Origin of the sequence: Burkholderia sp. WSM2230 (assembly GCF_000472445.1) — a bacterium.
GTDB lineage: Bacteria > Pseudomonadota > Gammaproteobacteria > Burkholderiales > Burkholderiaceae > Paraburkholderia.
In genome coordinates, this window is the sequence record NZ_AXAJ01000012.1 from 14,963 (window position 1) to 32,898 (window position 17,936).

Genomic DNA, 17,936 nt, shown 5'->3' on the forward strand with positions numbered 1-17,936 from the left:
ATCGCCGCAAACCAGGCGCAACGCAAGCCGTGGCAAGCTTGACCGTTCGAGCATCGTTGTCCGGTCGAATGGCGGTTGCATTTACCGCATCGCGACGGCCGGCCGCCGCCAGCGATGAAATAGCACCGAGCCGATCCAGCATGCGATGAACGCAGCGACGATCCCGTAGCCAAGCACACCGAACTGCTCGTTGATGCGCGTCACCACGTCCCATATGCCGCCAATCAGTCCGAGCTTGTCGGACAGCAGCCCCAACGCTTCCACTGTGCCGATCACGATCGCCACGACCGCCGAAACGAACGTGATACTCGCGTTGTAGTAGAGCTTGCGTTTCGGGTCGTCCATCGCCCAGCCGTAGGCGTGGACCATCAGTACGTTATCCGTCGAATCGACGAGCGTCATGCCCGCGGTGAAGAGCGCGGGAAACACGAGGATCGAATACAGCGGCAGGCCCTTGCCGGCTTCAGACGCAGCAAGCGCAAGCAAGCCGATTTCGGTGGCCGTGTCGAAGCCGAGGCCGAACAGCACGCCGACAGGGTACATATGCCAGCTTCGGGTCACGAGCCGGAACAGCGGCCGCAGCGCGCGCGCCAGAAGCCCGCCGGGAGCAGACGTCCGCACAATATCGAGCGCGGCGACAGCCGGTTCGCCGTCCCGTTGGACATGACGATAGCGGCGCCATACGTCGCGCAGAATCACGAGATTCACAGCTGCGAGCACCAGCAGGAACGTCGCCGAAACGAGTGTGCCGAGTGTGCCGCCCACCGCCTTGAAAGTCTCGAAGCGGCCGTGCAGCGAATGCGCGCTCCAGGCTATGCCGAGGGTGGCGAGAATCACAATCGTCGAATGACCCAGCGAAAACGCGAGACCCACGCCGAGCGGGTGCTTGCCGGTCTGCATCAGCTTGCGCGTGACGGCGTCGATGGCGGCGATATGGTCAGCGTCGACGGCATGACGCAGACCGAAACCATACGCGAGCAGCGCGGTGCCGAGCAGCAGCGGATAGTGGCGAAACGCTATCAGCGCCCATGCCCAGGCGGCGACATTGGCTGCGATCAGAACCGCGTACAGCGTGAGTAGACGAGGGCGCAGAGAGGCAGTCGGCGTCATGAGTCGCTTGGTCGTGAACGAGGGTTAGTGATCGTGCGGATGTTTGTGAATCGGGTCGACCCAGTACACCGTTTCCGGTTGCTCGACGGCGTCGATATTCAGATTGACCACCACCGCCTCGTTGTCGCTGCGTACGAGCACGCACTCGAGCGGTTCGTCGGTGCTCGCGTTGATCTCCTGATGCGGCACATACGGCGGCACGAAGATGAAGTCGCCGGGACCTGCTTCGGCGGTGAACTCGAGATGCTCGCCCCAGCGCATGCGGGCCTGGCCGCGCACCACGTAGATCACGCTTTCGAGCGCGCCGTGATGATGTGCGCCCGTCTTTGCATTCGGATGGATCGTCACCGTGCCGGCCCAGATTTTCTGCGCGCCGACCCGCGCAGCATTGATCGCGGCGGCGCGGTTCATGCCTGGAGTCTGCGGCGTGTTGGTGTCGAGCTGATCGCCTCTGATTACCTTGACGCCGTGCTCGCGCCAATCGACAGGCGCCTCCTTGTTCCTCTCGTCGTTGTAATGCGGATGTTCGTGATCCTGGCTCATCGCATGTCTCCTCGTGGGCTGCAAGGCGTGGCGAAGTTCGCGGCGCCGTCCCGCATTTTTACACGGTAAAAAAATGCGCGTGGGGCGTGGACGGCGCGGGCGCGGTCCTCGTGTCGGCAAAAAAAAGCCTGTCCGTGAGGGACAGGCTTCGTGTATTCCAGTCAGCGCGTGTCAGTCGGACCGCCGACTGCCGCAGCCCGGCTGTCCGCTGCCCGCAGGGCTTACTTCTGTTTGGCGTTGATCACGGCTTCCGCGACGTTGTTCGGCGTTTCCGCGTAATGCTTGAACTCCATCGTATAGGTCGCGCGGCCTTGAGTCGCCGAGCGCAGCGACGTCGAATAGCCAAACATTTCCGCGAGCGGCACTTCCGCGCGCACCAGCTTGCCGCCGCCGCCCGCGATGTCTTCCATGCCTTGCACCATGCCGCGACGGCTCGACAGATCGCCCATCACGTTGCCCATGAAGTCTTCGGGCGTTTCGACTTCGACGGCCATCATCGGTTCGAGGAGCACCGGCTTCGCTTTACGCATTGCATCCTTGAAGGCCATCGAGCCGGCCATGCGGAAGGCGTTTTCGTTCGAGTCCACGTCGTGGTACGAGCCGAAGGTGAGCGTCACCTTGACGTCGACCACCGGATAGCCCGCCAGCACGCCGGCCTTCAGCGTTTCCTGGATGCCCTTGTCCACCGCCGGAATGTATTCGCGCGGAATCACGCCACCCTTGATCGCGTCGACGAATTCGTAGCCTTTGCCCTGCTGCGCCGGTTCGAGCGTGATCACGGCGTGGCCGTACTGGCCGCGCCCGCCCGACTGCTTGACGAACTTGCCTTCCACGTCTTCGACCTTGTTGCGCACCGTCTCGCGATAGGCCACCTGCGGCTTGCCGACCGTCGCTTCCACGCCGAACTCCCGCTTCATCCGGTCGACGAGAATTTCGAGGTGCAGCTCGCCCATGCCGGAGATGATCGTCTGGCCCGACTCCTCATCCGTTTGCACGCGGAACGACGGGTCTTCCTGCGCGAGACGATTCAGCGCAATGCCCATCTTCTCCTGGTCGGCCTTGGTCTTCGGCTCGACAGCCTGCGAGATGACCGGCTCGGGGAAGATCATCTTTTCAAGGATGATGACCTTGTTCGGATCGCACAGCGTGTCGCCCGTGGTCGCTTCCTTCAAACCGACGGCCGCCGCAATGTCGCCCGCGCGCACTTCCTTGATTTCCTTGCGCTCGTTCGCGTGCATCTGCAGGATCCGGCCGAGGCGTTCCTTCTTCTCCTTGACGGGGTTGTAGACCGTGTCGCCCGAATTGACCACGCCCGAATAGACGCGGAAGAAAATCAGCTGACCGACGAACGGGTCCGTCATGATCTTGAAGGCGAGCGCGGAGAACGGCTCGTCGTCGTTCGGATGACGCTCCGCTTCGTTGTCGTGTTCGTCGTGACCGAGAATCGCGGGCACGTCCACCGGCGAGGGCAGGTAGTCGATCACCGCGTCAAGCATGGCCTGCACGCCCTTGTTCTTGAACGCGCTGCCGCACAGCATCGGCACGATTTCATTGGCGATGGTGCGCTGACGCAGACCCTGCTTGATTTCCTCTTCAGTGAGCGTTTCGCCGCCCAGGTATTTGTCGAGCAGTTCTTCGCTCGCCTCGGCAGCGGCCTCGACCATCTTGTCGTGCCACTCCTTGGCGGTGGCCGCGAGTTCGGCCGGAATGTCCTGATACTCGAACTTGATGCCCTGGCTGTCGTCGTCCCAGACGATCGCCTTCATCTTGACGAGGTCGACGACGCCCTGGAAGTGGTCCTCCGCGCCGACCGGAATCTGGATGGGCACGGCGACGCCCTTCAGGCGGTCGCCGATCTGCCGCTGCACGCGGAAAAAGTCCGCGCCGACGCGGTCCATCTTGTTGACGAACGCGATGCGCGGCACCTTGTACTTGTTCGCCTGGCGCCACACGGTTTCCGATTGCGGCTGCACGCCGCCCACCGAGTCGTACACCATGCAGGCGCCGTCGAGCACGCGCATGGAGCGCTCGACTTCAATCGTGAAGTCGACGTGCCCCGGTGTGTCGATGATGTTGATCCGGTGCTCCGGATAATTGCCGGCCATGCCTTTCCAGAAGGCGGTGGTAGCCGCCGACGTGATCGTGATGCCGCGCTCCTGCTCCTGTTCCATCCAGTCCATCGTCGCCGCACCGTCGTGAACCTCGCCGATCTTGTGGGTCACGCCGGTGTAGAACAGGATGCGTTCAGTGGTGGTGGTTTTGCCGGCATCGATGTGAGCGCTGATGCCGATATTCCGGTAGCGCTCGATGGGAGTCTTGCGGGGCACGTGAACCTCCTTGGAATAGCGCGCCTGAAACGCCTGGCCGGCCGGCACCTGGTGCCGGCCGGACCGCGGGATTGCTGCGTTGCTGAGAATACTAGGATAGCGCGTCGGCCCGTCTTTTGCAGGAATCTTGCCAGGCGGGCGGCGGTGCGGGACGGCCGTCGCGGGCGGGTTCCGGGCGCTGTGCGTCGCGCCGCGGTGCGACACCGGCAATAAGCGCAGAAAGCCTGTGCGTTTGGGTCGAGGCGCCGGGGTTACGGCGAGGCCAGGAGGAGGGAAGCGGGCGTGCGGTCAGCCCTTCGCTCAGTGGTGGAAACGGCCATGGAGTTCCCAGGGTGCAACCAGATCGGCGATCAGATCGGCAATCGGACGCGCATCAGCCGCTCAACCAAACGCGCGGCGGCGAACCATCCCGCACGCGCATTCGGCGGCGCCTGACCGCGCGCGGCTGGTTGCGATTACTGCGCCGCCGGCAGCCCCTGAATCTTCATGCCAGGCTTGATGCCCTTCGACGTGAACCAGCCCTTGCTCATCTCGAGCGCATACACGCCGTTGTTCTTCGGGCAGTGGTTGCTGGTCGTCTCGGCCTGCATTTCGTCGATATCGGTCACAGTGCCGTCCGCGCGCATGAACGCGATCGACAACGGAATCAGCGTGTTCTTCATCCAGAAGCAATGCACGGCGTTTTCGTTGAACACGAACAGCATGCCTTCGTTCGGCGCGAGGCTCGTGCGGTACATCAGACCTTGCTCGCGGTCCGCGTCGTTAGCGGCGACGGCCGCGTCGATCACGAACATGCCGGCGGTCAGCTTCGCGCGCGGAAACTCGCCCGGTTGTTTCGCGCCCGCCGGCACCTGCTGCGCGTGAACGGGTGGCGCGCTGAGAGCGGAAAACGACAGCGCCGCGAACGGCAGGATTGCGGCAACGGCGAAACGCGCCATCAACGAGCGCAGGGGAAATCGCACGGCATGACTCCTTGCTGAAATTAACCGGGGAATGTTACGCGAGCGCGTCAAAAACAAAAAGGCAGATCGCCTTGCGGTGATCTGCCTTTCAACGCCGTAAGAACGGCAATGAAGCGTAGTTCTTGACTGCGTTTTTACAACAAACTTACTCCGAAGCTGCCGAAGCGGCTGCAGCAGCTGCTGCCTTCTTGTGCGACTTCTTGTGAGCGTGCTTCGTGGTCTTCTTTGCCGACGAAGCTGCTGCCGGTGCTGCCGGAGCTGCTGCCGGTGCCGAAGCTTGTGCGAATGCTGCCGTTGCGAAGAGGCCAGCGACCAGAGCGGCGATCAGTTTGTTCATTTTGAAAATCCTCAGCTTGAGTTAATTAACCAAATGACCCGGTTATGTTTGAGTCATGTCGGTAAACGTGCCATCCACCTTTCGGTTGACAGTCGCATCGAACAAATTTTCGACGCGTCTGCCGAGCGCTCAGACTGCCTCCACTGACCGCGCAAGCGGCGTGTACAAAGGCCCTTAAGGCTGAATGCCGGACAGCTTCGGGCGGCATCTGCGTCGAATAACGCCTGAGCTTGCGCGCCGGTTGACGCGAAGCGTCCTGAAACTTTGACGGCGCGACGTTGAGGTGAACCAGGCTTTGGACGAAGCACGCGCGAGACGCCGTTTCACGGTTTTTCAACGGCAAGTTTCACGCGCGGTTTTGTTTGCGCATACAACGGGTTAGCGATTTACGCGAGGCCTTCCCAAGGCGCGTTGAGCGGCAAATCGACGCTCTCGCCGGGCTGCAGTCCAAGCGAAAAAATATCGAGGGCGCCGATGCCGACCCGCACGAGGCGCAGCGTCGGAAAGCCGACCGCGGCCGTCATGCGGCGCACCTGGCGGTTCTTGCCTTCGGTGATGGACAGCTCGATCCACGTCGTCGGAATCGCGGCGCGATAACGAATGGGCGGCGTGCGCGGCCAGAGCCTGTCGGCCGGGTCGACATATTCGGCGCGACACGGTTTCGTCACATAGTCGCCCAGGTCGACGCCGCGCGCGAGCTTCTTCAGCGCGGCGGCATCCACCGCGCCTTCCACTTGCGCCCAATAACGCTTGACGAGCTTGTGACGCGGTTCGGCGATACGCGCTTGCAATGCGCCGTCGTCGGTGAGAAGCAGCAGGCCTTCGCTGTCCGAATCGAGGCGGCCGGCCGGATAGACGCCCGGCGCCTTGACCCAGTCGGCCAGCGACGCGCGCGTCTCGTGCGCAGAAAACTGGCAGATGGTGCCGAACGGCTTGTTAAGGGCAAGTAGACGCATGAGCAGATGATGGAGTCTTGCAGCGCGCTTCGCGGCATGGGCATGGGCATGAAGTCGCGACACCGGACCGCAGGGGCGATGCCTGCGGCGAATGGCGGGATAATAAAGCATGCGGCGTCGCGAGACGGCGTGGGTCTTATACAAGACAGCAGGCGGAGCGCAGTGATTCACGGCCGTTGCATGTTGGAAAACCCCGAGCCGCCCGCGCCTCGACGCCGCCCCCGCGTGGGCTAGAATAACCGCCAGGCCGCGTGCGCGCGTCCGGCATTGCGCGTAGCGAGAAGCACAATTTTGGCAGTCTCCCCTCAGCTTTCAGCACAGCCTTCACTGGAGTCCGATCATGCCGTATCAGCACATCAAGGTTCCGACCGGTGGTGACAAGATCACCGTCAATGCGGATTTCTCGCTCAACGTTTCCGACCAGCCGATCATTCCGTTCATTGAAGGCGACGGCACCGGCCTCGACATCACGCCGGTCATGATCAAGGTCGTGGACGCCGCGGTCGAAAAAGCCTACGCGGGCAAAAGAAAAATCCACTGGATGGAAATCTACGCGGGCGAAAAATCAACCAAGGTCTACGGGCCGGACGTGTGGCTGCCGGAAGAAACGCTGCAAGTGCTGAAGGAATATGTCGTGTCCATCAAGGGGCCGCTGACCACGCCCGTCGGCGGCGGCATCCGTTCGCTGAACGTCGCGCTGCGTCAGGAGCTCGACCTATATGTGTGCTTGCGCCCCGTGCAGTACTTCAAGGGCGTGCCCTCGCCGGTGCGCGAGCCGGAGAAGACCAACATGGTGATCTTCCGCGAGAACTCGGAAGACATCTACGCGGGTATTGAATGGCCGGCCGAGTCCGAACAGGCGAAGAAGGTCATCAGGTTCCTGCAGGAAGAAATGGGCGTGAAGAAGATCCGCTTCCCGGAAACGTCGGGAATCGGCATCAAGCCGGTGTCGCGCGAGGGCACGGAGCGTCTCGTGCGCAAGGCAATCCAGTATGCGATTGACAACGACCGCCGCTCGGTCACGCTCGTGCACAAGGGCAACATCATGAAGTACACGGAAGGCGCGTTCCGTGACTATGGTTATGCGCTCGCGCAGAAGGAATTCAACGCCGAGCTGATCGACGGCGGTCCGTGGATGAAGGTCAAGAACTCGAAGACGGGCGGCGACATCGTCGTGAAGGACGTGATCGCCGACGCCTTCCTGCAGCAGATCCTGCTGCGCCCCGCGGAATATGACGTGATCGCCACGCTCAACCTGAACGGCGACTACGTGTCCGACGCACTGGCCGCGCAAGTGGGCGGCATCGGCATTGCGCCGGGCGCGAACATGTCCGATTCGGTCGCGATGTTCGAGGCCACTCACGGCACGGCGCCGAAGTACGCGGGCAAAGACTACGTGAATCCGGGTTCGGAAATTCTTTCGGCGGAAATGATGCTGCGCCATCTCGGCTGGTTCGAGGCCGCGGATCTGATCATCAAGTCGATGGAAACGTCGATTCTGCAAAAGCGCGTTACTTACGACTTCGCGCGCCTGATGGAAGGCGCGACGCAGGTTTCCTGCTCAGGATTCGGGCAGGTGATGATCGAGAATATGAATTCGTGATTCAAGGGGCGTTTGGCGACGCCCGCTTCGGTTATGGAAACCCAGCTGATCAAATAATCAGCTGGGTTTTTTGTTGCCTTGGTGGTGCGGCAGTGCTCGGCATAGTTACGGGAATACTGCCCGTTATTTGGGAATTCGGTGTGCCTGCAAATGAAACCGGGAAGGTGAAGGCAGCAGCCTGAAACAACCGGCCAAAAAGAAACCCGGCGCGAAGCCGGGTTTCAAAAGGACGGGTATCGAACAGATATCAGGCAGGTGCCTGGATGTTCGATGCCTGTTTGCCTTTCGGGCCTTGCACGACCTCGAAGGTCACCTTTTGGCCTTCCTTGAGGGTCTTGAACCCATTCATCTGGATGGCCGAGAAGTGTGCAAACAGATCCTCGCCGCCTTCATCCGGCGTGATGAATCCGAAACCTTTTGCGTCATTGAACCATTTGACCGTACCAGTTGCCATTCCAACTTCCCCTGTAACTCATGTCACTACCACGAGCCCTCGAAAAGCTCGACGACCGCGCGATGCAGCCGCTCCCTCCTCACAAGCTCACCATCGGCATTTTTTCGAAATTTGGCGCAGTGAAAAAAGTGCCAGCTTGATTGTTGAGGCTCTTTATTCGGGTGTCAAGAAGATTTTGAGACGTCGTTGCGAGCGTTGCAAACAGGCGGTTTCCAGGGTTTTTCCCGCTTTCGTTATGTGCGGTTGCGCAAGCGGGCTGTCTTGAAAAGTCGCATAATCGTCTCACATGCTGTTCTGCGGGTGACTCCCTGCCGGTGGCGCGAGCGGGCTGCGCTCAGCCGGCTCCGGCAGGTTGTGCGATACTCGATCCGACTGCGGCGCAACGGGCCGCAAAGCATGATCAGGATCGGGGCCGGCTCCGCAATCGGCTCGTTGATTGGCGCACGCGGGCGGTGCATTTCCGCCGGGCGGCAGCGTTCGGGTTCACTGGCCGGCTGGCCGGGTTTTGACAGGATTGCGGGCCTGTCCTAGTTGTTTAGAATGGGTGTATGGCGATTATCCCGGACAAGCAGGACGGCACCGTACTGGAGCGGCAGGAGAAAAAGCTCAAGCCGCCATCCATGTACAAGGTGGTGCTGCTGAATGACGACTTCACGCCAATGGAATTTGTCGTGATGATCGTGCAGGAATACTTCAATAAAGATCGTGAAACCGCAACACAGGTAATGTTGAAGGTGCATCGCGAGGGCAGGGGAGTTTGTGGGGTCTATACGCGGGACATCGCGTCGACCAAAGTCGAGCAAGTCGTTACCCACGCACGGCAGGCCGGGCATCCGCTGCAGTGTGTGATGGAGGAAGCATGATTGCCCAGGAACTGGAAGTCAGCCTGCACATGGCGTTCATGGAAGCACGCCAGGCGCGGCACGAGTTCATAACGGTCGAACATCTTTTGCTGGCACTGTTGGACAACCCGACAGCGGCGGAGGTGTTGCGTGCATGCGCGGCCAATATCGAGGATCTGCGCCAGAACCTGCGCAACTTCATTCATGACAACACGCCGACCGTGCCCGGCACGGACGACGTCGACACGCAGCCCACGCTGGGTTTCCAGCGTGTGATCCAGCGCGCGATCATGCATGTGCAGTCCACCTCGAATGGCAAGAAGGAAGTGACCGGCGCGAACGTGCTGGTCGCGATCTTCGGTGAGAAGGACTCGCATGCGGTGTATTACCTGCAGCAGCAGGGCGTGACGCGTCTGGACGTGGTCAATTTCATTTCGCACGGCATCGCCAAGACGAGCAGCTCGGACGCCGCGAAAGCGAGCGACGCGAATGCCGAGTCGGACGAAGCCGCCGCGCAGAAAGAAACGCCGCTCGCCCAGTTCACGCAGAATCTGAACCAGATGGCGAAAGACGGCCGCATCGATCCGCTGATCGGGCGCGAGTCCGAAGTCGAGCGCGTGGTGCAGGTGCTGTGCCGCCGTCGCAAGAATAATCCGCTGCTGGTCGGTGAGGCCGGCGTCGGCAAGACGGCAATCGCCGAAGGGCTCGCCTGGCGCATTACGCGCGGCGAAGTACCGGACATTCTGGCTGACGCGCAGGTCTATTCGCTCGACATGGGCGCGCTGCTCGCCGGCACTAAGTATCGCGGCGACTTCGAACAACGCCTGAAGACGGTTCTGAAGGAATTGAAGGAGCGTCCGCACGCCATTCTGTTCATCGACGAAATTCATACGCTGATCGGCGCGGGCGCCGCGTCGGGCGGCACGCTGGACGCGTCGAACCTGCTGAAGCCGGCGCTCTCGTCGGGCACGCTCAAGTGCATCGGCGCGACCACGTTCACCGAATATCGCGGCATCTTCGAAAAAGACGCGGCCTTGTCGCGCCGTTTCCAGAAAGTCGACGTGACGGAACCGTCGGTCGAGCAGACGGTTGCGATTCTGCGTGGTCTCAAGTCGCGATTCGAAGAGCATCACGGCGTGAAGTATTCGTCGGGCGCACTGTCGGCGGCGGCGGAGTTGTCGGCACGCTTCATCACCGACCGCCATCTGCCGGACAAGGCGATCGACGTGATCGACGAAGCGGGCGCCGCCCAACGCATCCTGCCGAAGTCGAAGCAGAAAAAGACCATCGGCAAGAACGAGATCGAGGAAATCATCTCGAAGATCGCGCGCGTCCCGGCGCAAAGCGTGTCGCAAGACGACCGCAGCAAGCTGCAAACGCTGGATCGCGATCTGAAGAGCGTGGTGTTCGGGCAAGACCCGGCTATCGACGCGTTGTCGGCCGCAATCAAGATGGCGCGCGCGGGCTTGGGCAAGCTCGACAAGCCGATCGGCGCATTCCTGTTCTCCGGCCCCACGGGCGTCGGCAAGACGGAAGTGGCGAAGCAGCTGGCGTTCACGCTCGGCATCGAACTGATCCGCTTCGACATGTCCGAGTACATGGAACGTCACGCGGTGAGCCGGCTGATCGGCGCGCCTCCGGGCTATGTCGGTTTCGACCAGGGCGGTTTGCTGACCGAGGCCGTCACCAAGAAGCCGCACTGCGTGCTGCTGCTCGACGAAATCGAGAAGGCGCATCCGGACATCTACAACGTGCTGCTGCAGGTCATGGACCACGGCACGCTGACGGACAACAACGGGCGCAAGGCGGATTTCCGCAACGTCATCATCATCATGACGACGAACGCGGGCGCCGAGGCAATGGGCAAGTCGGTGATCGGCTTCACGAACCGCCGCGAAACCGGCGATGAGATGGTCGACATCAAGCGCATGTTCACGCCGGAGTTCCGTAACCGTCTGGACGCGACCATCAGCTTCCGTGCGCTGGATGAAGAAATCATCATGCGCGTGGTCGACAAGTTCCTGATGCAGCTGGAAGATCAGCTGCACGAGAAGAAGGTCGACGCGCTCTTCACCGACGCGCTGCGCAAGCACCTCGCCAAGCACGGTTTCGACCCGTTGATGGGCGCACGCCCGATGCAGCGTCTGATTCAGGACACGATCCGTCGCGCGCTGGCCGACGAGCTGCTGTTCGGCAAGCTGATGAATGGCGGTCGTGTGTCGGTCGACGTCGATGCGGAAGACAAGGTGCAACTGACCTTCGACGAGCATCCGGCGCCGCGCAATCCGAATCCGGAAGCGGTCGAAGTCGAGTAAGCGTTCCGGCAGTCGGCAAAACAAAAACGGCGTGGACTTTCGAGTCCACGCCGTTTTTTTATGCTGCCGCGGCTCAGTGCTTGCCGGTGCTGCCGAAGCCGCCCGCGCCGCGCTCGCTTTGCGCGAATTCATCGACGATATTGAACTTGGCCTGCACAACCGGCACGATCACGAGTTGCGCAAGACGCTCCATCGGATTCAGCGCGAAGGTGGTCTCGCCGCGATTCCAGGTCGAGATCATCAGTTCACCCTGGTAATCCGAATCGATCAGGCCGACCAGATTGCCCAGCACGATGCCGTGCTTATGGCCGAGGCCCGAACGCGGCAGGATCAGCGCGGCGTAGCCGGGATCGCCGACATGAATGGCGAGCCCCGTCGGCACAAGCGCGGTGTCGCCGGGCTTAAGCGTCAGCGGTTCGTTCAGACACGCCCGCAGGTCGAGGCCCGCGCTGCCGGAGGTCGCGTAGGCGGGAAGCTGGTCGCGCATGCGCGCATCGAGGATCTTGAGGTCGAGATTCATGCAGGTTCGAAGAGTTAAGGTGTTGAAGCCGGGCGCTCGAGTTGGAACGCTTCGGCGAGAAGTTCATAGGAACGCAGCCGCGCGCGGTAGCTGCCCGCAACGGTCAGCACGATCAGTTCATCCGCCTGGAACTGTTCCCGCAAAGCGTGGAGCCGCTCGGTCACGACTTGCGGCGTGCCGATTATGCTGCGCGGCTTTTCCCGGTCGATCACCAGTTGCTCGCGCTCGCCGTACTCCTGCGCGATGCCTTGTTCGATGGTCGGGATCGGCTCGTTCAGGCCATACGCCATCTGCACGCGACGCAGGTCGACGGCCTTTTCCAGGTTCGCTGCTTCCTGTTCGGTGTCCGCGCAAATCACGAAGACGGCGGCGGCCAGATACGATTGCTGCGCCTCCTGACTCGCCTGAAAACGCTCGCGATACGCATGCGCGACCTGATGCCCGAAATGCGCATTGATGAAATGGGCGAACGCAAAGCGAATGCCCAACTGCGCCGCGAGCAGGCCGCCGAATTCGCTGGAGCCGAGCATCCAGAGTTGTGGACGCGTAGCGACATGCGGTTGCAGCAGCACGCCTTGCGCGACGTGATCGGCGGGCAGCGCGCCGTGCATGAGTCCCACCAGGTCGGCCACTTGCTGAGCGAAAAATTCGCCGCGGTTGTAGTCGCCGGCGGCCACGGCTTGCGCGGTGCGCATGTCGCCGCCGGGCGCGCGCCCTACGCCGAGGTCGATACGGTTCGGGAACAGCGCCTCGAGCATCATGAACTGTTCCGCGACCTTGAAGGGGCTGTAGTACGGCAGCATGATGCCGCCGGAGCCGAGCCGGATGTGTCGTGTGACGCTGCCAAGGCGAGCCAGCATCACTTCGGGACACGGATTCGACACGCCGCGCAAGCCGTGGTGCTCGGCGCACCAGTAGCGCGTGTAGCCGAGGTCGTCGGCGAGCTGCGCGAGTTCGACTGTGGCGGCAATTGCGTCCGCCACCGAGTGCCCTGCAATGACGGGCGTTTGATCGAGCACGGAAAGTAGCGTCATGTCGGTGTGCTCCTGGTGCTTCGGTTCGCTTCTCTTCGCTTCGCGATCGCCGCGCGGCGCGCCGCGCGGGCTCAGCGAATCAGACTGGTGTCGGGCAGACGCTTCGCGATCTCGGCGATCAACGCGCGTGCGAGCGTCTGCTTGTCGGCGCGCGGTAGCCGGGTAGCGCCGCCGGCCTCGAACAGGATCACCTCGTTGTCGTCCATGCCGAAGGTGAGCGGCCCGAGATTGCCGATCAGAAGCGGCACCTTCTTGCGCACGCGCTTTTCTTCGCCATGCACTTCCAGATCGCCGCTTTCGGCAGCGAAGCCGACAGCGAACGGCGGATGCGGCAAGCCCGCGACGGAGGCCAGAATGTCCGGGTTCTCGACGAACGAAAAAGTGGGGAGCGCGCGGTCCGCTGCCTTCTTGATCTTGTGCTCGCTCGCCTGATCGACGCGCCAGTCGGCGACAGCCGCGACGCCGATGAAGATGTCCGCATCCGCCACCGAGCGCATGACCGCGTCGTGCATCTGCTGGGCGGTTTGCACGTCTTCGCGGAACACGCCCCACGGCGTTTCGAGCGCGACAGGGCCGGCGACGAGGTGCACTTCCGCGCCGGCCTGTTGCGCGGCGCGGGCGAGCGCAAAACCCATCTTGCCGCTCGAACGATTCGTGATGCCGCGCACGGGATCGAGCGGTTCGAACGTCGGGCCGGCGGTGAGCAACACGCGGCGGCCCGAAAGAATCTTGGGCGCGAAGAACGATGCAATCGCTTCATAGGTCGCCGCGGCTTCCAGCATGCGGCCGTCGCCGACTTCGCCGCACGCTTGGGGACCGGAGTCGGGGCCGAGCACTTCAACGCCGTCGGCGCGCAGTTGCGCGACGTTGCGCTGCGTCGCCGGGTTCTGCCACATCTGCCGGTTCATCGCGGGCACGACGAGCAGCGGGCAATCGCGCGCGACGCACAGCGTGGCGAGCAGGTCGTCGGCCATGCCATGCGCGAGTCTGGCGAGGAAATCGGTGGAGGCGGGCGCGATCACGATCGCGTCGGCTTCACGCGACAGATCGATGTGCGCCATGTTGTTCGGAATGCGCGCGTCCCACTGGCTCGTGTAGACCGGACGGCCGGAGAGCGCCTGCATGGTGACGGGAGTGATGAACTGTGTGGCCGCTTCCGTCATCACCACCTGCACGGTCGCGCCGGCTTTGGTTAGGAGACGCGTGAGTTCGGCGATCTTGTAGCAGGCAATGCCGCCCGTCATGCCGAGGACGAGGTGTTTTCCTGCGAGTTCTGCGGTTGCCAACGAAAGCCTCCGACAAAGCGTGGTGGCCGAGCGCGGCGCGCTTGCACCGTTGCCGGCCGTCAAAGCGGACTTGCGGCGCGAAAGCCGCGGATTTGACAGAGCAAACCCGCCGCGCGCTGTTGAACGAGGCGCCGTTAGCGCGAACCGCGCACGCGCCGCAACTCGTCGATCACAAGCAGGACCGCGCCGATCGTGATCGCGCTGTCGGCGAGATTGAACGCCGGCCAGTGCCACGCGCGCACATGAAAGTCGAGAAAGTCGATCACGTGGCCATAGGCGAGCCGGTCGATCACATTGCCGAGCGCGCCGCCGAGAATCAGCGCGAGCGCCGTGCAGAACATTTTTTGCGCGCCGTGACGCTTGAGCAGATAGCAGATCACCAGCGCGGCGATCACGCCGAGCCCGGTGAAGGCCCAGCGTTGCCATCCGCCCGCCATGGCAAGGAAACTGAAAGCGGCGCCGCGGTTGTACACGAGAATCAGATTGAAGAACGATGTGACCTCGTGCGGAACGCCGTAGGCAAACACCTTCTGCACCGCGATTTTCGTCAACTGATCGAACAGGATCACGATCAGTGCAACGCCAAGCCAAGGCGCCAGCGAACTGTTTCCGACGGAAGCTTTCGATGTGGTTTTCGCCATGGTTCTCGCCATTATGCCGCGCTCCTCGCTTCACCGTTGCCGAACAGGTTGCTGACGCAGCGGCCGCACAGCGTGGGGTGCTCTGCGTTCGCGCCGACATCCGCGCGGTAGTGCCAGCAGCGCTCGCACTTCAGATACTTCGACGTGATTACCTCGACGCCTTCTTCCGCTTCGCTTTCCACCTTCACGACGCTCGCGGCCGATGTGATCAGCACGAACTTCAGGTCGTCGCCGAGGCTCGTCAGCGCGTCGTAACGTGCGCCGCTCGCGCGGATTTCCACTTCCGCCTGCAACGACGAGCCGATCAGGTTCGCGACGCGCGCCTCTTCCAGCGCCTTCGTCACGTCGCCGCGCGCGACGCGCAACAGTGCCCATTTGTCGAGCAGCGCGCCTGCGTCCGGCACGCTCGGGTACACGTGGTACGTCTCCGTGAAGATGGTTTCGCTGTTCGGCTGGAACACCTTCCACGCTTCTTCGGCGGTGAAGGAGAGGAACGGCGCCATCAGACGCAGCAGGCCTTGCGCGATGTGATACAGCGCGGTCTGCGCCGAGCGGCGCGCGACCGAGTCCGCCGCCGTGGTGTACAGGCGGTCCTTGAGCACGTCCAGGTAGAAGCCGCCGAGGTCTTCCGAGCAGAACGTCTGAAGCTTGGCGACCACTGGGTGGAACTCGTACTTGTCGTAATGCGAGAGGATGTCGTTCTGCAGATTCGCCGTTAGCGCCACCGCATAGCGGTCGATCTCGAGCCAGTCTTCCACCGGACGCGCGTTCTTCTCGTAGTCGAAGTCCGACAGATTCGCGAGCAGGAAGCGCAACGTGTTGCGAATCCGGCGATAGCTTTCGGTCACGCGCTTCAGGATCTCTTCAGAGATGGCGAGTTCGCCCGAGTAATCGGTCGAAGCGATCCACAAGCGGATGATTTCCGCGCCGAGGCGGTTCGCCACTTCGTGCGGATCGATCCCGTTGCCGAGCGACTTGCTCATCTTGCGGCCTTCGCCGTCGACGGTGAAGCCGTGCGTAAGAAGCGCGTTATAGGGCGGGCGTCCATCCAGCATGGAGGCCGTGAGCAGCGACGAATGGAACCAGCCGCGATGCTGGTCCGAGCCTTCCAGATACAGATCGGCCGGGAATTGCAGTTCGTCTTTGTGCGAGCCGCGCAGCACGTGCCAGTGCGTGGTGCCTGAATCGAACCACACGTCGAGCGTGTCGCGGTTCTTTTCGTACAGGTTTGCTTCGTCGCCGATCAGCTCGCGCGGATCGAGCGTTTGCCACGCCTCGATACCGGCTTCTTCCACGCGCTTCGCGACTTCTTCGAGCAACTCCAGCGTGCGCGGATGCAGTTCGCCGGTTTCCTTGTGCACGAAGAACGCCATCGGCACGCCCCATTGGCGCTGGCGCGAGAGCGTCCAGTCCGGGCGGTTCGCGATCATGCTGAACAGGCGCTGCTTACCCCATGCCGGATAAAACGCCGTATTCTCGATGCCCTCGAGCGCCGTTTCGCGCAGCGTCTTGTCGCTGTCGTTCGGCTTCACGTCCATGCCGGCAAACCATTGCGACGTCGCGCGATAAATGATCGGCGTCTTGTGGCGCCAGCAGTGCATGTAGCTGTGCGTGTACTTCTCGGTGCGCAGGAGCGACCCGGCGCCTTGCAGCGCTTCGACGATCTGCGGATTCGCCGCCCAGATCGACAGGCCGCCGAACAGCGCGAGCGATTCGATGTAGCGGCCGTCGCCCATTACCGGATTGATGATGTCCGAATCGGCCATGCCGTGCGCCTTGCACGACACGAAGTCTTCCACGCCATACGCCGGCGACGAGTGCACGATGCCCGTGCCGGTTTCCGTCGTCACGTAGTCGCCGAGGTAGACGGGCGCGGTACGCTTGTAGCCCGGATGCGCGGACGCGAGCGGATGATTGAAGCGCAGATTGACAAGCTTCGCGCCCGGCGTGGTGGCGATCACCGCGCCTTCCAGTTCGTATGCCTTCAGGCAGGCTTCGACGCGTTCTTCGGCGAGGATCAGCAGGCCGCGCGGCGTGTCGACGAGCGCATAGACGATTTCCGGATGCAGGTTCAACGCCTGGTTCGCGGGAATGGTCCACGGCGTGGTGGTCCAGATCACGATGCCGCCTTCGTTGCGCGGCAGCGCATTCAAACCGAAGGCTTGCGCCGTTTTCTCCGGCTCGGCGAAGCTGAACAGAACGTCGATGGTCGGATCGGTTTTGTCCTTGTACTCGACTTCCGCCTCGGCAAGCGCCGAGCCGCAGTCGAAACACCAGTTGACCGGCTTCAGGCCGCGGAACACATAGCCTTTTTCCATGATCTTCGCGAGCGCGCGGATTTCTCCGGCTTCATTCGCGAAGTTCATGGTCTTGTACGGGTTGTCCCACTCGCCGAGCACGCCGAGACGCCGGAAGCCGAGCTTCTGCTTCTCGATCTGTTCGGTTGCATAGGCGCGCGCCTTCTGCATGACTTCCGCGGCGGGCAGCGACTTGCCGAACTGCTTCTCGATCTGGATTTCGATCGGCATGCCGTGGCAGTCCCAGCCCGGCACGTAGACGGCGTCGAGGCCCGCCATGTTGCGGGCCTTGACGATCATGTCCTTCAGGATCTTGTTCACCGCGTGGCCGAGGTGGATGTCGCCGTTCGCATACGGCGGGCCGTCGTGCAGGATGAACTTCTTGCGGCCTTTGGAAGCGGCGCGGATCTTCTCGTAGACCTTGCGTTCCTGCCATTCCTTGACCCATTGCGGCTCGCGTTTGGGCAGGTCGCCGCGCATCGGGAACGGCGTGTCGAGCAGGTTCACCGGGTAGCGTGACTGCGGTTTCGAATCGGCTTTCTTGTTGCTCATGATGTGGTCGCGGTGAATTCTTTATAAGCGCATCGGGCGCGGGTTGCGCACGATGCGCGAGAGCGTTGGGCGCGCCCGGCGGGCATGTCGCGCTTTTTTGCGCGGACGCCTTCCGATGCGCGCAGCAAAGGTCCATGCGGCATTTAACGCGCAGGGA

General features: G+C 62.3%; 15 protein-coding genes. 3 read left to right on the forward strand and 12 right to left on the reverse strand.

The genetic code is table 11. From position 1 onward, the window contains the following. Positions 1-81: 81 nt before the first annotated feature. The 6 genes from A3AC_RS0121290 to A3AC_RS0121320 form a co-directional block, all read right to left on the reverse strand. Entirely contained in the window at positions 82-1,110 is a 1,029-nt protein-coding gene (locus A3AC_RS0121290; protein ID WP_025601246.1) for a HoxN/HupN/NixA family nickel/cobalt transporter, read from the reverse strand. A gap of 24 nt (positions 1,111-1,134) precedes the next feature. After that, positions 1,135-1,653 carry a cupin domain-containing protein gene (locus tag A3AC_RS0121295; protein ID WP_025601247.1) on the reverse strand — a complete coding sequence of 173 codons (519 nt, stop codon included), beginning with the start codon at positions 1,651-1,653 and terminating at the stop codon, positions 1,135-1,137. 221 nt (positions 1,654-1,874) lie between these two features. Beyond that, on the reverse strand, positions 1,875-3,980 hold the full coding sequence (fusA, locus tag A3AC_RS0121300; RefSeq protein ID WP_025601248.1) for an elongation factor G: 2,106 nt from the start codon (positions 3,978-3,980) through the stop codon (positions 1,875-1,877). 455 nt (positions 3,981-4,435) lie between these two features. Continuing rightward, complete coding sequence (locus tag A3AC_RS0121310; protein ID WP_025601249.1) at positions 4,436-4,942, reverse strand: DUF192 domain-containing protein; 507 nt, start codon at positions 4,940-4,942, stop codon at positions 4,436-4,438. Between the two features lie 145 nt (positions 4,943-5,087). Further along, positions 5,088-5,279: a hypothetical protein gene (locus A3AC_RS0121315; RefSeq protein ID WP_025601250.1), complete on the reverse strand. Its 192-nt coding sequence runs from the start codon at positions 5,277-5,279 to the stop codon at positions 5,088-5,090. 386 nt (positions 5,280-5,665) lie between these two features. Then, on the reverse strand, positions 5,666-6,235 hold the full coding sequence (locus A3AC_RS0121320; protein ID WP_025601251.1) for a pseudouridine synthase: 570 nt from the start codon (positions 6,233-6,235) through the stop codon (positions 5,666-5,668). 340 nt (positions 6,236-6,575) lie between these two features. Here A3AC_RS0121320 and icd point away from each other — a divergent pair, with 340 nt between their 5' ends. Then, a complete protein-coding gene (icd, locus tag A3AC_RS0121325) occupies positions 6,576-7,838 on the forward strand; it encodes an NADP-dependent isocitrate dehydrogenase (RefSeq protein ID WP_025601252.1) in 1,263 nt (420 codons plus the stop codon). A gap of 247 nt (positions 7,839-8,085) precedes the next feature. On the opposite strand, the gene A3AC_RS0121330 is transcribed toward icd, so the two are convergent. Next, complete coding sequence (locus tag A3AC_RS0121330) at positions 8,086-8,292, reverse strand: cold-shock protein (protein ID WP_007180614.1); 207 nt, start codon at positions 8,290-8,292, stop codon at positions 8,086-8,088. Positions 8,293-8,840: 548 nt separating this feature from the next. On the opposite strand from A3AC_RS0121330, the gene clpS reads away from it, so the two are divergent. Together clpS and clpA are read left to right on the forward strand one after the other, a co-directional pair. Then, positions 8,841-9,155: an ATP-dependent Clp protease adapter ClpS gene (gene clpS, locus A3AC_RS0121335; protein WP_006050100.1), complete on the forward strand. Its 315-nt coding sequence runs from the start codon at positions 8,841-8,843 to the stop codon at positions 9,153-9,155. Then, positions 9,152-11,449, forward strand: coding sequence for an ATP-dependent Clp protease ATP-binding subunit ClpA (clpA, locus tag A3AC_RS0121340; protein WP_013340284.1), 2,298 nt, complete (start codon positions 9,152-9,154; stop codon positions 11,447-11,449). Before clpS ends, clpA begins: the two co-directional genes overlap by 4 nt. 73 nt (positions 11,450-11,522) lie before the next feature. On the opposite strand, the gene dut is transcribed toward clpA, so the two are convergent. The 5 genes from dut to ileS all read right to left on the reverse strand — a co-directional run bounded on the left by dut (position 11,523) and on the right by ileS (position 17,779). Continuing rightward, a complete protein-coding gene (gene dut / locus A3AC_RS0121345) occupies positions 11,523-11,969 on the reverse strand; it encodes a dUTP diphosphatase (RefSeq protein ID WP_025601253.1) in 447 nt (148 codons plus the stop codon). Positions 11,970-11,983: 14 nt separating this feature from the next. Continuing rightward, positions 11,984-13,003 (reverse strand): LLM class flavin-dependent oxidoreductase, encoded by a 1,020-nt coding sequence (locus A3AC_RS0121350; protein ID WP_025601254.1) that lies wholly within the window; start codon positions 13,001-13,003, stop codon positions 11,984-11,986. Positions 13,004-13,074: 71 nt separating this feature from the next. Next, complete coding sequence (gene coaBC / locus A3AC_RS0121355) at positions 13,075-14,289, reverse strand: bifunctional phosphopantothenoylcysteine decarboxylase/phosphopantothenate--cysteine ligase CoaBC (RefSeq protein ID WP_025601255.1); 1,215 nt, start codon at positions 14,287-14,289, stop codon at positions 13,075-13,077. Between the two features lie 134 nt (positions 14,290-14,423). Then, on the reverse strand, positions 14,424-14,930 hold the full coding sequence (gene lspA / locus A3AC_RS0121360; RefSeq protein WP_035475611.1) for a signal peptidase II: 507 nt from the start codon (positions 14,928-14,930) through the stop codon (positions 14,424-14,426). Positions 14,931-14,941: 11 nt separating this feature from the next. Then, complete coding sequence (gene ileS / locus A3AC_RS0121365; RefSeq protein ID WP_025601257.1) at positions 14,942-17,779, reverse strand: isoleucine--tRNA ligase; 2,838 nt, start codon at positions 17,777-17,779, stop codon at positions 14,942-14,944. Positions 17,780-17,936: the final 157 nt, after the last annotated feature.